The sequence below is a fragment of the Rhodococcus sp. LB1 genome (assembly GCF_001583455.1).
GTDB classification, from domain to species: Bacteria; Actinomycetota; Actinomycetes; order Mycobacteriales; family Mycobacteriaceae; genus Rhodococcus_F; species Rhodococcus_F opacus.
In genome coordinates, this window is sequence record NZ_LTCZ01000003.1 from 1 (window position 1) to 20,685 (window position 20,685).

At 69.3% G+C, this 20,685-nt stretch carries 5 protein-coding genes; 4 read left to right on the top strand and 1 reads right to left on the bottom strand.

Annotated elements, in window-relative coordinates:
- On the top strand, positions 1-385 hold a 385-nt coding region (locus AZG88_RS00305), incomplete at its 5' end, for an ATP-binding cassette domain-containing protein (protein ID WP_156517398.1).
- Positions 386-443: 58 nt separating this feature from the next.
- On the opposite strand, the gene AZG88_RS00310 is transcribed toward AZG88_RS00305, so the two are convergent.
- The gene (locus AZG88_RS00310) at positions 444-1,379 is read right to left on the bottom strand and encodes a methionyl-tRNA formyltransferase (RefSeq protein WP_005244522.1); all 936 of its coding nucleotides are present in this window, start codon (positions 1,377-1,379) and stop codon (positions 444-446) included.
- A 110-nt stretch (positions 1,380-1,489) separates the two neighbouring features.
- Here AZG88_RS00310 and AZG88_RS00315 point away from each other — a divergent pair, with 110 nt between their 5' ends.
- The 3 genes from AZG88_RS00315 to AZG88_RS00325 all read left to right on the top strand — a co-directional run bounded on the left by AZG88_RS00315 (position 1,490) and on the right by AZG88_RS00325 (position 20,634).
- On the top strand, positions 1,490-2,293 hold the full coding sequence (locus AZG88_RS00315; protein ID WP_005244521.1) for an alpha/beta fold hydrolase: 804 nt from the start codon (positions 1,490-1,492) through the stop codon (positions 2,291-2,293).
- A 45-nt stretch (positions 2,294-2,338) separates the two neighbouring features.
- Entirely contained in the window at positions 2,339-3,538 is a 1,200-nt protein-coding gene (locus tag AZG88_RS00320) for a sensor domain-containing diguanylate cyclase (protein WP_025431834.1), read from the top strand.
- A 290-nt stretch (positions 3,539-3,828) separates the two neighbouring features.
- Positions 3,829-20,634 (top strand): non-ribosomal peptide synthetase, encoded by a 16,806-nt coding sequence (locus AZG88_RS00325; protein WP_061696770.1) that lies wholly within the window; start codon positions 3,829-3,831, stop codon positions 20,632-20,634.
- Positions 20,635-20,685: the final 51 nt, after the last annotated feature.

Below are 20,685 nucleotides of genomic sequence, written 5' to 3' on the forward strand. Positions count from 1 at the left end.
AGCCGTCGGCGCCGACGGCTGGGTGAACGCCCTGGACGACGGCGTTCAGACCGTGGTCGGGGAGGGCGGCCACGAGCTGACCGCCGCCCAGGCACAGCAATTGGCTCTGGCGCGGCTGGTCCTCGCGAACCCGGCGGTCGCGATCCTGGACGAGGCGACGGCCGAAGCGGGCAGCGCGGGTGCGCGGGAACTCGAGGCGTCGGCCGAGGCGGCGACCCGTGGTCGCACGACGCTGGTGGTGGCCCACCGGTTGACACAGGCGGCCGCCGCCGATCGGGTCGTCGTCCTCGAACACGGCCGGATCGTCGAGCAGGGTCCGCACGCGGATCTCGTCACGGCCGGCGGACGCTACGCCGAACTCTGGTCGGCGTGGGAGGGTCGGTAGGGCGTTCCGCCCCGTGCGCCTTTGTGGTAGCCCCCGCTACCAGAAAGGCGCACGGGCGTCAGCTGAGGTAGCCGCCGCCGTGGGGAAAGAATTCGGTTCCGGCGAGTTCGGTGCCGTCGTCGAGTCGGACGCGCTGGATCTTGAGACCCTTGTTCCGACCCGTGCGAGCGTCGGGTCCGGCGACGATGACCATTCCGTCGCCTTCGTGGATGAAGACACGCCCGGGCGTTCCACCGTAATTTCCTTCGGACACGGCGGCCTTCAGAACCCGGACACGCTGTCCCTTGTAATGGGTGAAGGCGTTCGGGTACGGGTCGGACTGCGCGCGGACGAGCCGTTCGATCGCGTCGGCGGGCCACGTCCAGTCGATGAGGCTGTCCTCGGGGGCGCGCTTGTGGAAGAACGTGGCCTGCGAGCGGTCCTGCGGTATCCAGTCCGTGCGACCGGACGCGATCAGCTCGAGTGCGTCGAGGGTGATCGGGCCGATCATGTCGACGGTGCGGTGGAACAGATCGGTGACGGTGTCCGTCGGCCCGACAGGCGTCGACCTCTGCAAAACGATGTCGCCGGCGTCGAGTTCCTCGTCCATCAGGTGCGCGGTGAGGCCTACTTCTTCCTCACCGTTGATGAGCGCCCAGATGAGCGGGGAGAATCCTGTGTACTTGGGCAGGAGCGAGTCGTGAATGTTGAGGGTGCCGTAGCGGGGAGAGTCGAAGACGTCCCGTGGCAGCCAGGTGCGCCAGTTGTTGGCGACGACGATGTCGGGGTCGGCCTGCTTCAGTGCGGCCTTGAAGTTTTCGTCCGGCTTGGTGGCGATGTGCACGGGCACCCCGTGCTCGGTGGCCAGGTCGGCGACGGAGTCCGCCCACATCTGTTCGTAGACGTGGTCGCTCTTGGGGTGGGTGATCGCGAGGACGACCTCATGGTCGGACTGGAGCAGGGCCTGCAGGGTACGGTGACCCCAGGTTTGATATCCGAGTGTGGCGACTCTCAACGCGGTCCTCCTGGACGAGCTTGTCGGTCAGCGCCGCATGCGAGCGGCAGCGAAGCCAGCTTAGGCTATCCAATCTAATTCGGTGAGACCGCCCATGGAAGGAAGGCAACATGACGATCGCCACGATCAACGGGATCCCCCTGAATTACCAGGTCAAGGGATCCGGCGATTTAGTGGTGCTCATCATGGGAACCGGAAGCCCGGGACGGGTGTGGGATCTGCATCAGACCCCTGCGCTCATCGACGCCGGTTACCGCGTCTGCACGTTCGACAACCGTGGCATCGCGCCCTCCGGTGAGAGCCTCGGCGGGATCACCATGGACGATCTCGTCGCCGACACCGCGGGACTGATCGAGCACCTCGGCGGCGGACCGGCGCGCGTCGTCGGCACCTCGATGGGTGCCCGCGTCGCACAGGAACTGGCCCTGACCCGGCCCGACCTCGTGCACAAGGCGGCGTTCCTCGCCGGTCACGCCCGCATGGACTACTTCCAGCAGACCCTCACCGAAGGCGAGCGCGCCCTGCACGACAGTGGTGTCGAACTCCCGGCCAAGTACCGGGCCGCGGTGACTGCCGTGATGAATCTGTCGCCCGCCTCGCTCGTCGACCCGCACACGGCCCGCGACTGGCTCGACCTGTTCGAGTTCAGCGGCGGCCGGACGTCGGACGGCGTGCGCGCGCAGATGGAGATGGACCGCAGTTTCGACCGCAGGCAGGCCTACCGGGCGATCACGACGCCATGCCTGTCCATCGGTTTCGCCGACGACAGGATGATTCCGCCGTATCTGTCGCGTGAGGTGGCCGAGGCCATCCCGTCGGCGCGGTACTACGAGATCCCCGACGTGGGGCACTACGGCTACCTCGAACAGCCCGAAGTGGTGAACAAGGTGCTGCTCGAGTTCCTCGCCAACTGACAGTCTCGCGCGGCTGGAGGCGATCACGGTGACGGCGAGATTCTGATGGCGTTGGGTATTCCGCGCCTCGGGGTGGGCATCGTCCGGTACGACATCGTGAACGGGGCCTTGTGGTGGGATGAAAAGGCCGCCGCCATCTTCGGGGACGACGGTTCCCGGCCACCGCTCGAGTTGTGGCGGGAGCGGGTCCATTCCGAAGACATCGGCGCGGTGCGTCGCATGTTCGGTGACACCGCCGGATCCGTCGGCGCGGAGTGTGTGTTCCGCATCGTGCTGACAGATCGGTCGACCCGGTACATCCTCACCCGCAGCATCGACGTCACCACCGATGCGTCCGGCGCCCCCGTCGAGCTGACGGGAGTGGTCATCGAACTCGGGCACGTGGCCGGCCGGGACGCGCAGCTCGCGTCGTTGCTCGATCGGGTGGGCCTGGGGTTCATGGCGCTCGACGAGGACCTTCGGATCATCTACGTCAACTCCGGCTGCCTGCGGCACGTGCGGCGGTCGCGGGACGAACTGCTCGGCCGTGTCGTCACCGAGGTTCTTCCCGAAACGCGCGGCAGCTACTTCGACGCACTGTGCCGCAAGGTTCTCGCCACCGGCCGGGAGCAGCAGACGCGGGTGGACTCGCTGTATTCGCCCGGGATGACGATCGAGGTGACCGCGGCAGCCGATTCCGGTGCACTGGTCGTGCATTTCCGGAACGTCACCGCGGAAGTCACCGCCCAGCAGCAGGCGGAGGAGGCGCACGCTCTCCTTCTGCACGCGGCCACGCACGACAGTCTCACCGGACTGCTCAATCGCGCCGCCATCACCGAGCACCTGCAGCGCTTGTTCGAGCCCGGTGCGGGGCCTGCGGTCGCATTGTTCCTCGACGTCGACGGCTTCAAGGACGTCAACGACACCCGGGGTCATCGCGTCGGTGATCGCATCCTGCAGGGGGTGTCCGAGCATCTGCGCCACACGATGCGCGCTCCGTCCGCGGTCGGCAGGCTCGGCGGCGACGAGTTCGTCGCCATCCTTCCCGACATCGACGAACTCGACGTCGACGACGTGGTCACCCGGATGCTCGCGTCGATCACGACGCCGATCGACGTCGGCGACGAACTCCTCGCCGTGACGATCAGCGTGGGGATGGCGCGCAGCACGTCGGCTCGCACGGTCGACGAACTGCTACATCATGCGGACACCGCCCTCTACGCAGCCAAGCGTCGCGGTGGGAACACCGCGGTCTGGCACCAGTAGGTTGCTGGGCGGCTGCCCCTGGGTGTCGACGCCGCCGCTCGTGTGCCAACGCCGCGAACGAGCGGTATGTTTACACGGTCGAACTCGACGCCGGGACCGCTTCGGTGCGGTAAAAGCTGGCGGCGGTGCGGGCGACACGCGGTCGTGGTGATTGAACACGAATTACCGCTGTGATAACCCGCGCCTGTGAACTTGCCGGCAACCGGGTTGTTGCTAGTGGGTAGCCTAACCTAAACTCCTTCGGGTGCCCGTCGTTGGACGGGCGCTCTCGACGGACGATCGGATCACCCATGTCTCCGGACCACTCGGCGGCTGCTCGCTCACAGCGCACTTCGGCTGAGGGCACTTCTCACTCGGCTCGCGTCAGTTCGACGTCTGTCGCATTCCCGGTGACGGCCGCGCAGTCCGAGGTGTGGGTCGGGCAGCAGTTGAACCCGGGCAGCCCGGTCTACAACCTCTCGCTCGTCGTCGAGGTCGCGGGCCGGATCGACCTGGACCGTGCTGCCGCGGCCATCCGGAAGACCGCCGAACGGGCCGAAGCCCTGCACGTGCGTTTCGAGCGAGGCGACGACAACGAACTGCTGCAGGTGCCGACAGCTCCCGACGCGTGGACTCTCGCCGTCGTGGACCTGCGCGGCGAAGTGGATCCCGACGCGAGTGCGCGCGCATGGATGGATCGCGACATGGAGACCGTGGTCGACATCGACTGCGGCGAAACGTTGTTCCGGCACGCTCTGCTGCGCACCGGGGACGAGTCGGTGATCTGGTATCAGCGCTACCACCACAGCCTCATCGACGGATACGGCATCACCCTCCTCGTGGCCGACGTCGTCGATCGATACGAGCACCCGGAACTCGAGACGTCCACGGCGCCGTGGCCCCTCGACACTCTCGTGACGTCCGACCGCGACTACCGTGCGTCGGCGCGCTTCGAGTCCGACCGCGACTTCTGGATCCAGCAGGTGATCGACGCCCCGGAGCCGCCTCGGCTGCTCCCGCAGATCGTCGAGCACTCCGGGTCGCCGATCTCCGCCCTCGTCGAGATCGACGGGGACGACGCCGACGCGATCTACACCTTCGCCTCCGACGCCGGGATCAGGCGCACCCGGCTGCCGCTCGCCGCGGTCGTGGCGTACATCCACCGGTTCACCGGCCGCCGCGACCTCACCGTGTCGCTGCCGATGACGGCGCGGGTCGGACGCGAGCTTCGCCGCATCCCGGGTATGTGCTCGACGATCCTGCCGCTCCGGGTGCAGGTGGATCCCGCGATGACCGTGGGCGAGCTCGCCACCCGCATCGACACGACGCTGATCTCGGTGCTGCGGCACGGGCGCTATCGCGGCGAGGACCTCGCCCGCGATCTGCGGTCGATCGATCCGGACCGTCAGATCTTCGGTCCCGGAATCAATTCCATGATGTTCGAGCACTCGCTGACGTTCGGCGGTTTCCCGGCGTGGGTGCGGGGTTCGGCCACCGGACCGGTCCGCGACCTCGATTTCTCCATCCGCGGTGGGCAGGATTCGGAGCCCATCCAGATCGACCTCCGGGCACCGGCCGGTCTCGGCGCCGAGCTCGAGGAGCATCGCCGCAGGCTCGAGCACTTCGTCGGGCAGTTCGTCGCCGACCCGTCGCAGCCCATCGCGTCGCTCGATCCGATGACCGAGGCCGAGCGCAGGCAGTTGCTGGTGGAGTTCAACGACACGGCGTCCCCGCAGGAATCGGTGACTGTTCCCGACCTGTTCCATGCTCAGGTGTCGCGGACACCGGATGCCGAGGCCCTGATCGCCGGCGACATCCGGCTCACCTACCGGGAACTCGGGGAACGCGTGGCGCAGCTGTCCCACCACCTGCGCGCCCGCGGTGTCGAGGCGGAAACAGTGGTGGCGGTGGGTCTTCCGAGGTCGGCAGAGATGGTGATCGGACTGCTCGCCGTCATGTGTTCGGGTGGGGCGTTCGTGCCCCTCGACCCGTCGTGGCCGGAGGACCGCCGGACCTCGGTCCTCGCGGACGCCGGGGCGGCGCTCGTTCTCACCGGACCCGGCGGAGTCACCGACGCGGGGGAGCGGGCCGTGCCGGTCGACCTCGCGGCGTGGGCGTACGCCGAGCAGTCCGCCGAACCGCCCGCGGTGACCGTGCAGGGTTCGCGGCTGGCGTATGTCATCTTCACGTCGGGTTCGACGGGCAGGCCCAAGGGCGCCATGATCCGTCACGAGGCCGTCTGCGCACGGCTGCTGTGGCAGCGCGACGAGATCCTGGGCTTCGGGGCCGACGACGCGTCGCTGTTCAAGGCGCCGCTGTCGTTCGACATCTCCGTGAACGAGATTCTGCTGCCCCTGGTGGCGGGTGGCCGGCTGGTGGTGGCCGAGCCCGGCGGGGAGCGCGACCCGCAGTATCTCCTGGACCTGATCGCCCGCGAGTCGGTGACGTTCGTCTACCTCGTGTCGTCGATGCTGGACGTGCTGCTCGACCTGTCGCGGGGCACGGATCGGCTGGCGGCGCTGAAGCACGTGTGGTGCGGCGGTGAGGTTCTCACACCGGGTCTGTTCGAGAGGTTCCGATCGCAGCTCGCCATCACGCTGTACCACGGCTACGGTCCGGCGGAGGCGACGATCGGTGTGTCGCACGTGATCTACCGGGAGGACGCCGCGCGGATCGCCACGTCGATCGGGCGCCCGAACCCCAACACCCAGCTGTACGTGCTGGACGAACACCTGAACCCGGTGCCGCTCGGCACCGGCGGCGAGCTGTACGCGTGCGGATTCCTCCTCGGCCGCGGTTACGTGGACGCTCCGGGGCTGACGGCGTCCCGCTTCGTCGCCAACCCGTTCGCGAACGACGGCTCCCGGTTGTATCGGACCGGTGACCTCGCGCGGTGGGCGACGGACGGTTCTCTCGACTTCCTCGGCCGCGCCGACAATCAGGTGAAGATCCGGGGCATGCGACTCGAGCTCGAGGACGTCGAGGCGGGCATCGTGTCGCATCCCGCCGTCCGGCACAGTGCCGTCGTCGTGCGGGAGACGCCCTCGGGGGCAAAGTTTCTCGCGGCCTACGTCGTGGCGAAGCAGGATTCGGTACCGGACGTCGCCGAGCTGCGGGTCTGGGCGTCGTCGAAGCTGCCGGAGTACATGGTGCCGTCGGCGTTCGTCGTCCTCGATCGGTTCCCGCTCACCCCCAACGGAAAACTGGACCGGCGGGCGCTGCCCGAGCCGGATCTCGGCGCGGCCGGCGAGAACGTCGCGCCCCGCACCGCCGCCGAGGAAACCCTATGTGGGCTGATGGCAGGTGTCCTCGGGGTGGAATCGGTGGGCGTCACCGACGACTTCTTCGCGTTGGGCGGCGACAGCATCGTCGCGATCCAGCTGGTCAACCATGCTCGGCAGGAAGGTCTTTCGATCAGCCCGCGGGAGATCTTCCAGCTCCGCACCGCCGAGGCGCTCGCCCGGGTCCAGGACGGCCGGACCGCGGCAGCCGTGGACTCCGACGACGTTGCCGTCGGTGACGTCCGCAGCACCCCGATCGTCGCCCGCACCGCGGAGCGGGGTGGCGGGATCGCCGCGTTCCACCAGTCGGTGCTCGTGCAGACTCCCGCCGCCCTCGACGAGCACGCCGCGACGGCGGCCCTGGCCGCGGTGCTCGAGCGGCACGACGCCCTGCGCGCGACGCTCGTCCGTGGTAACGGAAGCGGCCTCCGCCGCGGGGGCGACCGCTGGACGCTGTCCGTGCCGGCACCGTCCCCGGCGGCGGTCGACGGAATCCTGCGCGTGGTCGAATTCGACGGCAGCGCCGAGCAACTCGACATCGAGACGCGGGCGGCGGTCGGAAGGCTCGACCCGGATGCGGGCGTGATGGTGCAGGCCGTCCTCTTCGCCGCGGCCGACGGTCCCGGCCGGTTACTGCTGATCGGACACCACCTGGTGGTCGACGGGGTGTCCTGGCGCATCATCCTCGAAGACCTCGCCCGCGCGGGCACAGCCGTGGCGGCGGGGGGCGTTCCCGAACTCGCTCCGGTCGGAACGTCGCTGCGCCGCTGGTCCGAGCTGCTCGACGAGCAGACGCGGTCGGGTGCCTTCGACCACGAACTGTCCTTCTGGGCGGACGCGGCGACCACGGAAGACCCGCTCCTCGGGTCGCGTGCGCTCGATCCCGCCCTCGACCTCGCCGGCGACGCCGAAACCCTCACAGTGACATTGCCTCCGGAGGTCACCCGGCCACTGCTCTCCACCGTGCCCGCAGCGTTCCACGGACATGTCAACGACGCGCTCCTCACCGGTGTCGCGGTGGCGCTGCAGAGGTGGCGAGACGGAGCGCCGGGCCCCGTGCTCCTCGATCTCGAGGGGCACGGACGCGAGGAAGACCTCGTGCGCCGCAGCGACGGACCCGCCCTCGACCTCTCCCGGACCGTCGGCTGGTTCACCACCGTCTATCCGGTGGTGCTCGACCCCGGCGCAGCGGCGGACGAGGCGGGAATCGCCGACGCGCTGAAGGCGGTGAAGGACCAGCTGCGCCGCATCCCGGGTTCCGGGTTCGGCTACGGCGCGTTGCGCTACCTCGGTGTCCCGAAGCCGGAACTCGCGCTCGCGCCGACCCCGCAGGTGCTGTTCAACTACCTCGGACGGGTGACGTCCGCGGAGGGCGTCGACTGGCTGCCCCGCGCCATGGGCGGCGCGGGCGACCCGCGGATGCCGCTCGGACACGCCCTGGCGTTCGACGTGATCGCCGAGGACGGCGCGGACGGCCCCGTCCTGCGCACGACGCTGACGTGGGCGCCCGGTGTGCTCACCCGTGACGCCGTCGTGACGCTCGCCGACGAGTGGACCGCGGTGCTGCGGGTGCTGGCCGGAATCGGCCGTCTCGGCGGTCACACGCCGTCGGACTTCCCACTGGTGTCGCTGACACAGCCGGACGTGGACGCTCTGGCGGGGGCGGCCGACGTGCTTCCGTTGACACCGCTGCAGGAAGGCATCTACTTCCAGTCGGCATTCGAGGACACCGGCACGGACCCGTACGTGGTGCAGCAGGTGATCGAACTGACCGGGCCCGTCGACGCGGCGGCGTTGCACCGCGGGCTGCAGGCGGTCGTCGACCGGCACGCTGCCCTCCGCGTCGGAGTGCGGGCGGTATCGGACGGCCGGGTCGTGCAGGTGGTCGGCGAAAACGTCCAGGTGCCGATGGAGGTGCTCGATCTCACCGGTGTCGCGGATCCGGAGCAGCGCGTGGAACAGGTGCTGGCGGCAGATCGGGCCCGGGGCTTCGATTTCGAGCATGGCCCCCTGCTGCGCTACACGCTCGCGCGGGTGAAACACCAAAAGTTTCTTCTGCTGCAGTCGATTCACCACATCGTCGCCGACGGGTGGTCGGTGCCGGTGATGTTGCGGGAATTGATGGCCCTCTACAACGTCGAGGGGAAGCCGCTGGCGCTGCCGACGCCCACGCCGTACCGGAGCTACCTCGAATGGCTGGGGGCGCGCGATCGTCAGGCGTCGCTCGCCGTGTGGCGGGAGGCGCTCGCCGACGCCCCCGAGCCGGTGGAACTTCCGAAGCCCTCGTCGACGGGGGAGTCCGGGATCCGCAGTGTCCGGGTGACACTGCCGTCGGACGCCACCGTCGCGCTGTCCGCTGTGGGCCGGGCCCGCGGATTGACGCTCAGCACGCTCGTGCACGGCACGTGGGGTCTGGTCCTCGGCCGCCTCACCGGCCGGGAGGACGTGGTGTTCGGTTCGACGGTGTCGGGCCGCGGCGGCGACCTGCCCGGAATCGAGACCATGGTGGGCCTGTTCATCAACACCGTGCCCACCCGGCTTCGGTACCGGCCGACCGACACGGTGGCCGAGACCCTCGCCCGGTGGCAGCACGAGCAGTCGACGCTGCTCGACCACCAGTACCTGGGCCTGCCCGAGTTGCGCCGGGAAGCGGGACTGCAGAACCTGTTCGAGACGCTCGTCGTGTTCGAGAATTATCCGCTCGGCGACGGCGCGGTGGCGGATCCCACCGGTGCGGTGCAGTTGACCGGCATCAGGTTCGACGAGCACCCGCCGTACCCGATGACGCTGATCGTCGTGCCCGGTGACGCGCTGACACTCGAGCTGAAGTACGACGCCACCCGCATCGATGCGGCGACCGCGACCCGGTTCGCGGAGTCGACGGTGGCGTATCTCGCGGAGCTGACCCGGGACGTCGACCAGAACGTGTCTTCCGTCGCGCTGGCGTCGCGTGAGCCGATCGACGCGGCACTGCGCGACGTCGAGGTGGAGTTCCCCGAGACGACGGTGACGGCGCTGCTCGAGGAGCAGGCCGCGCGGACACCCGACGCGGTGGCCGTCGTGTTCGAGGACGAACACCTCACCTACGCCGAACTGCATGCGCGCGCGAACCGCGTCGCGCGGCTGCTCGTCGACCGCGGGGTGGCACCCGAGTCGAAGGTGGCGGTGGCACTGCCCCGATCGCTGGACCTGATGGTGGCGCTCCTCGCGGTCGGGAAGGCGGGCGGCGCTTACGTTCCGCTCGACACCGGTTACCCCGCCGACCGGCTGGCGTTCATGCTGGAGGACGCGGAACCGGTATGCGTCCTCACCGACGGCACCGTGCCGTTCTCCGGGTCCGGTGTTCCGCAGGTCCGGGTGCCGGATGCCGACCGGTACTCGCCCGAGCCGCTGACCGGTGTCGCGCTCGTGCCGCAACACCCCGCCTACGTGATCTACACGTCGGGCTCGACGGGACGGCCCAAGGGGGTCGTCGTGCCGCACGCCGGCATCGTCAACCGTCTGCTGTGGGTTCAGCGCTTCCGGCCGATCACCCCTACGGACAACGTGTTCCAGAAGACCCCGTCCAGCTTCGACGTGTCGGTGCTGGAGTTCTTCGGACCGCTCCTCGCCGGGGCGACCCTCGTGCTGGCGCGGCCGGACGGTCACAAGGACCCGGCGTACCTCGCCGACGTCATCGTCCGGCAGTCGATCACCCGCGTGCATTTCGTGCCCTCGATGCTCGAGGTGTTCCTCGCCGAGCCCGCCGCGGCCCGGTGCACCGGGCTGCGAATCATCTCCTGCAGTGGTGAGGCTCTTCCCGTGGCATCCGCCCGGCGCGTCGCCGAACTCCTGCCGGGAGTGGAACTCGACAACCTCTACGGTCCGACCGAGGCGTCGGTCGACGTCAGCTACGCCGCGTCCGTTCAGGGAATCGACGCGTCCGCACCCTCCGTGCCGATCGGCCTGCCGACGTCCAACACCGGTCTCTACGTGCTCGATCGGTACCTGCAGCCGGTGCCCGCGGGCGCGGCCGGTGAGCTGTATCTGTCGGGACCACAGCTGGCCCGCGGCTATCTGGGCAGGCCCGGGTTGAGCGCCGAGCGCTTCGTCGCCGATCCGTTCTCCCACACCGGGTCACGCATGTACCGCACCGGTGACGTCGCCCGGGTCAACGCCGAGGGTGCGGTCGAGTATCTCGGCCGGGTCGACGATCAGGTGAAGTTGCGCGGTTTCCGCATCGAATTGGGCGAGATCGAAGCCCAGATGGCCGCCTGCCCCGGAGTGCGGCAGGCTGCGGCCGTCGTGCGCTCGGACCGGCCAGGACAGCAACAGCTGGTCGGGTACGTCGTCGGGGACGCCGACGCCGACGACGTCCGTGCGCGCCTGGCTGCGGCCCTGCCGGAGTTCATGGTGCCCGTCGCGCTCGTGCATGTGCCCGAGTTCCCCGTCGGCCCCAGCGGGAAGCTGGACCGCGCAGCGCTTCCCGCACCGGACTTCTCCGCGCACACGAGTTCGGGCCAGGCGACGTCCGCGCCGGTCGAGGAGAGCGGACCGGCGGGGGTGCTGGCCGCCCACTACGCCGAGATTCTCGGTCTCGGGACCGTCGGGGTGAACGACGACTTCTTCGCGCTCGGTGGCGACAGCATCCTCGCCATCCGCCTGGTCAATCTCGCACGCAGGGAGGGAATCACCGTCACCCCGCGGCAGATCTTCGAACAGCGGACGCCGGCCGCGCTCGCGCGGCTGGTCGCGGCCACCGTCGTCGCGCCGGCCCCGCGCGTGGAGGAGTCGGGCACCGGCGTCCTGCCGCCCCTGCCCGTGGTCCATCGGCTGTCCGAATGGAGTGGCGGAAAGAACCGCTTCAACCAGGCCGTTCTGCTCCACACACCGGCGGGCACCAGCGCCACCGTCCTGACGGCCGCCCTGCACTCGGTGATCGGTCACCACGACGGCCTGCGGCAGAAGCTCACCCGGCACGCGCCGGGTGTGTGGTCGCTCGAGATCACCGAATCCGCAGACCTGGAATTGCGTCGTGTCGACGTCACCGGGCTCGACGCCGCCGCGCTGCGCGACACCGTGGCAGCAGAATCCGACGCCGCCACCGATCGGCTCGACCCCGACGACGGCACCATGCTGTCGGCGGTGTGGTTCGACGCCGGCCCGCAGGAGCTGGGCAGGCTCCTCCTCGTCGCACACCATCTGGTGATCGACGGGGTGTCGTGGCGGACGCTGATCGAGGACCTCGCCATGGCGTGGGTGGCGGCCGACAGCGGCCAGGACGCCGCGCTCGACGCGGTGCCCACGTCGCTGCGCGGATTCGCCCGCATCGTCACCGAGCAGGCGCAGGACCCCGCCCGGCTCGCCGAACTCGACCACTGGTTGCGCGTCACCGAACCCGGTGCCGACCTGGTGGCCGACACCGACGGGCACGCGGTCGTGAGCAGCGGCGCACGGCGGACGGTCCTCCTGGACCCGCAACTCACGACGGCGCTGCTGACCACCGTTCCCGCCGTGGTCGGCGCCGACGTCACCGACGTGCTGCTCGCGGCGCTACGACTGTCGGCCGACCGGTGGTTCGCCGGCCGTGGACGCGAGAACGACCTGCTGGTGGACCTCGAGCGGCACGGCCGCGAAGAACTCGCCGAGGGTGTGGATCTCTCCCGGACCGTCGGCTGGATCACCAACGTCACCCCCGTCCGGCTGCGCAGCCGGACGGGCGCACTCGAGACGCTCGGGGACGTCAAGGAGCAGCTGCGCGGCGCCCCCGACGGCGGCATCGGCTACGGCATGCTGCGGTACGTCAACGCGCGCACCGCGGGTCTTCTGGCGGCACGGGCGGAATCGCAGGTGCTGTTCAACTACCTGGGCCGCATGCCGCACGCGGTGCCCGGACCCTGGACGCCCGCGGTCGAATCCGACTCTCTGGCCACCGATCCCGATGCCGATCTCGGTGGCCCGTACCGGCTGGTGATCAACGTCCTGTGCGAGGAGTCCGAGCGGGGCACCGAACTGCAGGCCGTCTTCGCCTGGTCGGACGCCGACCTGAGCGAGGCCGACGTCGTCGCGTTGAGCGACGGCTGGGTGTCCGCGCTTCGTGAACTGGCGGACGCCGCAGGAGAGCACGACGGACCGGCGATGCTCACCCCGTCCGACCTTCCCCTCGTGACGCTGACGCAGGAGGAGATCGACCGTATCGTCGAGGCGAGCCCGAGTGGGGTCGACACGGTGCTGCCGCTGTCGCCGCTGCAGGAGGGCCTCTACTTCCAGTCCGGGTTCGACTCCGGCGCCGACATCTACACGGCACAGTTCTCACTCGACTTCGCGCACCGTCTCGACACCGACAGGCTCGCCGCCGCGCTGCGCACACTGCAGCGACGCAACCCGACGCTGCGAGCAGGATTCGTCAGCGCAGGGCTGCCTGCGCCGGTGCAGTTCTTCGGCGCCGGCCTGGACGTGCCCATCGCCGAGTTCGACCTCCGGGAACTCGACGAGCCCGAACGCGCGTCCTACGCCGAACAGCTGACCGCGCAGGACCGGCTGACACCGTTCGACCTCACCTCCCCGCCGCTGTGGCGGGCAATGGTGCTGCGGCTCGGCGACTCCCACGACCGACTGGTGATCAACCGGCAGTTCCTGCTGTGGGATGGATGGTCCAACGGCCTCGTCGTCAGCCAGCTGCTCGCGCTCTACGAATCGGGTGGCGACGACTCCGGGTTCGCCGCCCCGGAAGGATCTTTCGAGGACTACCTGCAGTGGCTGGCCACCCGGGACTCCGATGCCGCGCAGTCGGCGTGGACCGGCGCGCTCGGCGGGCTCGACGAACCGACGTTGCTGGCCGCGACGGTCGCGGGGGCGCCACAGCCACCGCAGCGCCGGGACGCCGTGCTGTCCGAGGAACTGAGCGAACGGCTCCGTGCCGGTGCCCGCGGCGCCGGTGTCACGTTCAACGCGGTGCTCAACGCCGCGCTGGCCGTCGTACTCGGAATCGAGACCGGGCGCCGGGACCTGGTGTTCGGCACCACCGTGGCCGGCCGCCCACCGGAGGTCCCGGGCATCGACGCGGTGGCGGGAATGTTCCTCAACACCGTCCCCGTCCGGACGACGCTGCGCGCCGACGAGACCGTCACCGACCTGCTCCGGCGAATCCAGTCGGAGCGGCTGGCGCTGACCCCGTACGACTACCTCGGGCTCGCCTCCATCCAGCGGGTGTCCGAGCACCGGCAGCTGTTCGACGTGCTGTACGTGCTGCAGAATTTCGTCGACGAGAAGCAGGTGTCGGCACTCAATGCGGCGCACGACATCAGCGGCGGCGACAGCATCGATCACACCCACTACCCGGTCACGGTCGTCGTGACGCCGGGCGCGAGCGTGAAGGTGAAATTCGAGTTCCACCCCGAGAAGATCTCGGAGTCGCGGGTCGAACGCATGCTGTCGCGGTACCTGACCGTACTCGAGGAGTGGTCCACCGACCTGTCGGGTGTTGTCGGCGGAATCGCCGGTGCCGCAACGCCTGTGCCGTTCGAACGGAAAGTCCTGCCCGACAGAACCATCGCCGATCTGTTCGCCGACGCGGCCCGACTCCGACCGGACGAGACGGCCCTGGTGTTCGGGCACCGCACCGTGAGTTACGCCGCACTCGACGCCGACGTGAACCGGATGGCCCGGCTCCTGCTCGGCCACGGCGCGGGCCCGGAGCGGATCGTCGCACTCGCGCTGCCGCGGTCGGTGGAGATGGTGGTCGCGCTGTTCGCCGTGCTGCGCACCGGATCCGCGTATCTGCCGCTCGAACTGGACCACCCCGCCGAGCGCCTCGTCGCGATGCTCGACGACGCGCGTCCGGCGGTCCTGGTCACCATGTCGGACGTCGCCGGAACGCTCGCCGCTGCGACGATCGACACGCTGGCCGTCGACACCCTGGACGTCGGCGCGGTCGCGTCCGGACCGTTGTCGGAGGCCGAACTCGGCGGATTCGCGCCCGGAACCCCCGGGCGTCTGGACCATCCGGCGTACGTCATCTACACGTCCGGGTCCACGGGCAAGCCGAAGGGCGTCGTCACCCCGTATCGCGGCCTGACCAACATGCAGTTCAACCATCGTGAGGCGATCTTCGAACCCGTCGTGACCGCTGCGGGCGGTCGGCGACTGCGCATCGCGCACACCGTCTCGTTCGCGTTCGACATGTCGTGGGAGGAACTGCTGTGGCTCGTCGAAGGCCACGAGGTCCACATCTGCGACGAGAATCTTCGGCGTGACGCCGAGGCGCTCGTGGCCTACTGCGACACCCACGCGATCGACGTCGTCAACGTGACACCGACGTACGCCCAGCACCTCGTCGAGGAGGGTCTGCTCGACGACGGTCCGGGGCGGCACCGGCCACCACTGGTGCTCCTCGGCGGCGAGGCAGTGCCGGATTCGGTGTGGAACCGGTTGCGCGACACGGACGGAACGGTCGGGTACAACCTGTACGGGCCCACCGAGTACACGATCAACACCCTCGGCGCGGGCACCGCGGACAGCGCGACACCCACTGTCGGCACCCCGATCTGGAACACGTCCGCCTACGTGCTGGACGCCTGGTTGCGTCCGGTCCCGGACGGCGTTCCCGGTGAGCTGTACATCTCCGGGGTCGGGTTGGCGCGCGGCTACCTCGACCGGTTCGCGCTGACGGCGGAGCGGTTCGTCGCCGACCCGTTCCGGGAATCCGTACGTATGTATCGGACGGGCGATCTCGTCCGGAGACGTGAGGACCGGTCGAGCGGAGCGAGGGGGAATGTCATAGCGAATCTCGACTTCCTCGGCCGGACCGACGATCAGGTGAAGATCCGCGGTCACCGGGTGGAACTCGGCGAAATCGCGTCCGCGCTCGAAGCTCTGGACGACGTGCGTCAGGCCGCCGTCGTCGTCGATTCGGGCCCGGGTGGTTTCAAGCGGCTGGTCGGCTACGCCGTCCCCGTGAGTACTTGTCAACCGCGGGACGTTGACAAGTACTCACAGGCGCTGCGCGCAACGTTGCCGGACTACATGGTGCCCGCCGCGGTCATCGAGGTCGACAGCCTGCCGATGACGGTCAACGGCAAGCTCGACGTCAAGGCGCTACCGTCGGCGGACGACGTGCTCGGCCGCAGCGGCGGCGCGCGCACGGAACCCCGCACCGACAGCGAACGGGTGTTGTCAGGCTTGTTCGGGGAGATCCTCGGCGTCCCCGCCCCCGGGGTCGACGACGACTTCTTCGACCTCGGCGGTCACTCGTTGCTGGCCACCAGGCTGATCAGCCGGGCACGGGCCGCACTCGACACCGACCTCACCATGCGCGACCTGTTCGAGGCACCGACGGTCGCCGAACTCGCCGCCCGGATCGGCGACGACACCGGTTCGACGCGTCCGGTGCTGGTGGCCCGGCCGCGGCCCGAACATCTGCCGCTCTCCGCTGCGCAACAACGCCTGTGGCTTCTGCAGCAGATGGAGGGCGCGTCGGTTCGGGATGGGGCGGGCCCCGCCGTCGCGTACAACTTCCCGATCGTCCTGCGACTGCAGGCTGCACTGGACCCCGGGTTGTTCGAGCAGGCGCTGACCGACGTCGTGTCGCGGCACGAATCGCTGCGAACGGTGTTCGGGGAGCACGACGGTGAACCGGTGCAGGTGATCCTCGACGACGCCCGGCCCGACGTCGCGGTGGTGGACGGGACCGAGGCCGATCTGGTGCGGCTCGTCACCGAGACCGTCGGCCGCCCGTTCGACCTGGCCACGCAGATCCCGGTGCGCGCGAGCCTCATCCGGGTCGCGGACGAACAGGTGCTGGCCATCGTGCTGCACCACATCGCCACCGACGAATGGTCGGACCGCCCGTTCCTGCGGGACCTGATGACGGCGTATGCCGCTCGCGCGCAGGGTTCGGCGCCGGAGTGGGAGCCGCTCGACGTGCAGTACGCCGACTACACGCTGTGGCAGCGCGACGTTCTGGGTGATCCGCAGGACCCGTTCAGCCTCGTCAGCCGTCAACTCGAGTACTGGGCGAAGACTCTCGACGGTGCGCCGGAGGAGTTGGTGCTCCCCACCGACCGCACCCGTCCCGCGCGGCCCAGCTTCGCCGGCGGCGCGATCGAGACGACGCTCGACGCCGCGACGACACGGGCCCTGCGTTCGCTCGCGCGGACGTCGGGAACCAGCATGTTCATGGTGCTGCACGCGGCGTCGGCGGCGTTGCTGCACCGTCTCGGTGCGGGCGACGACCTGCCGATCGGCGCGCCGGTCGCCGGTCGCAGCGAACAGGGTCTCGACGACCTGATCGGATTCTTCGTCAACACCGTGGTGCTGCGGACGGACGTGTCCGGCAACCCCACGTTCGACCAGCTGCTGGCACGGGTCCGCGACACCGACCTGGCGGCCTTCTCACATGCGGACGTCCCGTTCGAAACCGTCGTGGAGAAGGTGAATCCGGCGCGGACCTTGGCCCGGAACCCGCTGTTCCAGGTGATGGTCGGCTATCACAGCCGGACGTCCGATTCGGCGCTCGTACCCGGATCGGCCCTCACCCCGGTGGCGTTCGAGGAACGCACGGCCAAGTTCGACCTGGTGTTCAACTTCACCGAGTACCTCGACGACGACCGGGTCGAACTGCGCCTCGAATACGGCTCCGACCTGTTCGACCGGGCCACCGCGGAGAAGATCGCGCGCAGGCAGGTCGTGGTGCTGGACGCCCTCGCGTCCGACTCGGGTCGCGCGGTCGGCGACCTCGACGTGTTCCTCGGCGACGAACGCGAACTCGTGGTGTGCGGTTTCAACGACACCGCACAGCCGGTGGCGGAGGAGACGTTCTACCAGGCATTCGCCCGCCACGTGGCCGCGACCCCCGACGCCGTGGCAGTCGTCGACGACGACGGTGAGGTGACATACGCGGACCTGAGTGTTCGCGCCGACCGAATCGGCGCACTGCTGCATCGTCGCGGCGTTTCCGTCGAAGACGTTGTGGGACTCGCGGTCCCGAGGTCGGCGCAGATGGTCGCGGTCGTTCTCGGGGTGCAGAAACTCGGGGCGGCGTACCTTCCGCTCGACCTGAACCACCCGTCCGACCGCATCTCCTACATGCTCGCCGACTCCGCCGCGCGGGTGCTGGTGACCACGGTGGGGGAGAGCACGCGCATCGCGGACGTCGCCGGCCTCACTCGCATTCTCCTCGACGACGCGTCCGTCGTCACGGAACTCGAGACCGGCCCCGCCCTGGAGGTGCCGCAGCCTTCGCAGGGCCTGGACCACGCGGCATACGTCATCTACACGTCGGGCTCCACCGGTAAACCCAAGGGCGCGATCCTCACTCACGACGGGATCCCCAGCCTCGTCGCGACCGCCGAACAGCGGATGAAGCTCGTTCCCGGTTCGGTGGTGATGCAGTTCGCGTCCATCGGATTCGACGTCGCGGTCTTCGAGTTGTCGATGGCACTGTGCACGGGTTCCCGTCTGGTGATCGTGCCCGACGAGTCCCGGGTCGCCGGACCGGAACTCACCGATTTCATGGCCGCACACGCCGTGACGCACGCGATCATTCCGCCGTCCCTGCTGGCGGCGCTGCCGTCGGGGTGTGCCGTCCCCGAGGGCTGCACCGTGCTGGTGGGCACCGAGACCGTGCCGCCGGAACTGATCGGACGCTGGGCGGAACGGCTCAACCTGCTGGCCGCATACGGTCTCACCGAGGCCACCGTCAACAACACGCTGTGGCAGGCTCAACCCGGATGGAACTCGGCCGTGCCGATCGGCATCCCCGATCCCAACGAGCAGGCGTACGTCCTCGACGACCGCCTGCAGCCGGTGCCGCCGGGAGTGGCGGGCGAGTTGTACATCGCCGGACGCGGACTGGCCCGCGGATACCTCGGCCGGCCCGACCTCACGTCGGCACGGTTCGTGCCCAGCCCCTTCGGCGACGCGGGCACCCGGATGTACCGGACCGGTGACCGGGCGCGCTGGCGGGCCGACGGCAACATCGACTTCCTCGGACGCGTCGACGATCAGGTGAAGATCCGCGGATTCCGCATCGAACTCGGCGAGATCATCGCGGCCCTCGGAAGCCATCCGGCGGTGAAGCAGTCGGCGGTCGTCGCGGACCGATCCGGCGACATCGTCCGGCTCGTGGGCTATGTGACACCGGCCGACGGTCACGGAGCCGGGCAGATCGATCCGCAGGCGGTGCGGGAACACGCCGCCGCGCGGTTGCCCGACTACATGGTGCCGACTCTCGTGGTCGTGCTGGACGGCGATCTCCCGTTGACGCCCAACGGCAAACTCGACCGCAAGGCGCTTCCGCTGCCGGACTGGTCGGCCCTGACCGGGGACGGCACCCCTCAGACTCCGGAGCAGAAGGAGATCGCCGCAGCGTTCGCCGACATCCTGCATCTGCCGTCGGTGGGCATCCACGACAACTTCTTCGACCTCGGCGGCAACTCCATGGCGTCGATGCGGTTGGTGGGACGGATCCGCGGGCGGTTCGTCGTCGACATCGGTATCCGGGACGTGTTCGACAGTTCCACGGTGGCCGAACTCGCCGCGATCGTCGCGGGGGCCTCGTCCACCGGCAGGCCGGTGCTGACGGCGGCGGACCCGAGGCCGGAGGCGCTCCCGCTGTCCGGGCCGCAACGCCGGTTCTGGAAGCAGTTCCGGGCGGCCGGCGCCGAGGCACGGGCCAGTCACGCACTGTCGCTGCAGCTTCGCGATACCGTCGATGTCGAGATCCTGGCGCAGGCTCTCGACGACGTCACGTCCCGGCACGAACCGCTGCGGACCGTGTATGTACAGGTCGGGGACACCGTCGTCGCGCAGGAAGCGGTGCGGCCCGCCCTCGAACTCGTCGACGTCGGGGACGGAGACGTCCACCGCACCGTCTTCGAATTGGCGCAGGAACCCCTCGATCTCACCGAGCAGGCACCGCTCCGGGTGCATCTCGTGACCGGCGCCGACGGCACCCAGGCGTTGCTTCTCGCGATGCACTACATCGCCGTCGACGAGTGGTCCGTGGTGCCGTTGCTCGGTGATCTGATGGGCGCATACGCCGCGCGTTCACACGGCGAGGAACCTGCGTGGGAACCGCTGCCCGTCGGATACGCCGACTACGTCGTGTGGTCGCAGGCACTCGTCGGCGATCCCGAGGACCCGGACAGCCGTCGGTCGCGTCAGCTCGGCTACTGGCGGGAGACGCTGGACGGCATGCCGTCCCGGCTCGACCTGCCTGCCCCGGCCGTTCGCGGACCGCGGACGGCGGAGATCGTGCCGGTCGAGATCGACGCGGAACTCCACAGCGCGGCCCGGAAGTTCGCGAGCGACACGGGCACCAGCCTGTTCATGGTGTTGCAGGCCGCACTCGCCACCGTGCTGACACGGCACGGCGCGGGCACGAACATTCCGCTCGGGTCACTCGTCGCGGGACGCACGGAGGAGGCGCTGGACGCGCTGGTCGGCTGTTTCTTCAATATCGTTCTGTTGCGAACGGATACGAGCGGTGATCCCGATCCCGTGGAGTTGCTGCGGCGTATCCGTACCGCGAATCTCGACGCGCTGGACAATCAGGACGTGGCGTTCGCCGACGTCGTGGAGGCGGTCGGCGAGACGCCGGTGCTGCGTCCGCAGATCATGCTCGTTCATCACGAGCAGGCCAGGCTCGGTCATCTCGACGCGCTGGGCGGTGTGATGCCGGTGCCGGTGGGTGTTCCGGATTCGGACCTGACGCTGAGCTTCTACGAGCCGATCGGCGACGGACCGGTCCACGCGTATTTCTCGTTCTCCTCGGATGTGCTGGACGCCGAGACGGTCCGTGGCTGGGCGTCGGAGTTGTCGTCGCTGGTCACCGTGTGGGCGGAAGGATCCCGATGATCAAGAGTGATCCAGATCGCAGTTCCGGGGCGGACTTCGCCGCCGCGGGGG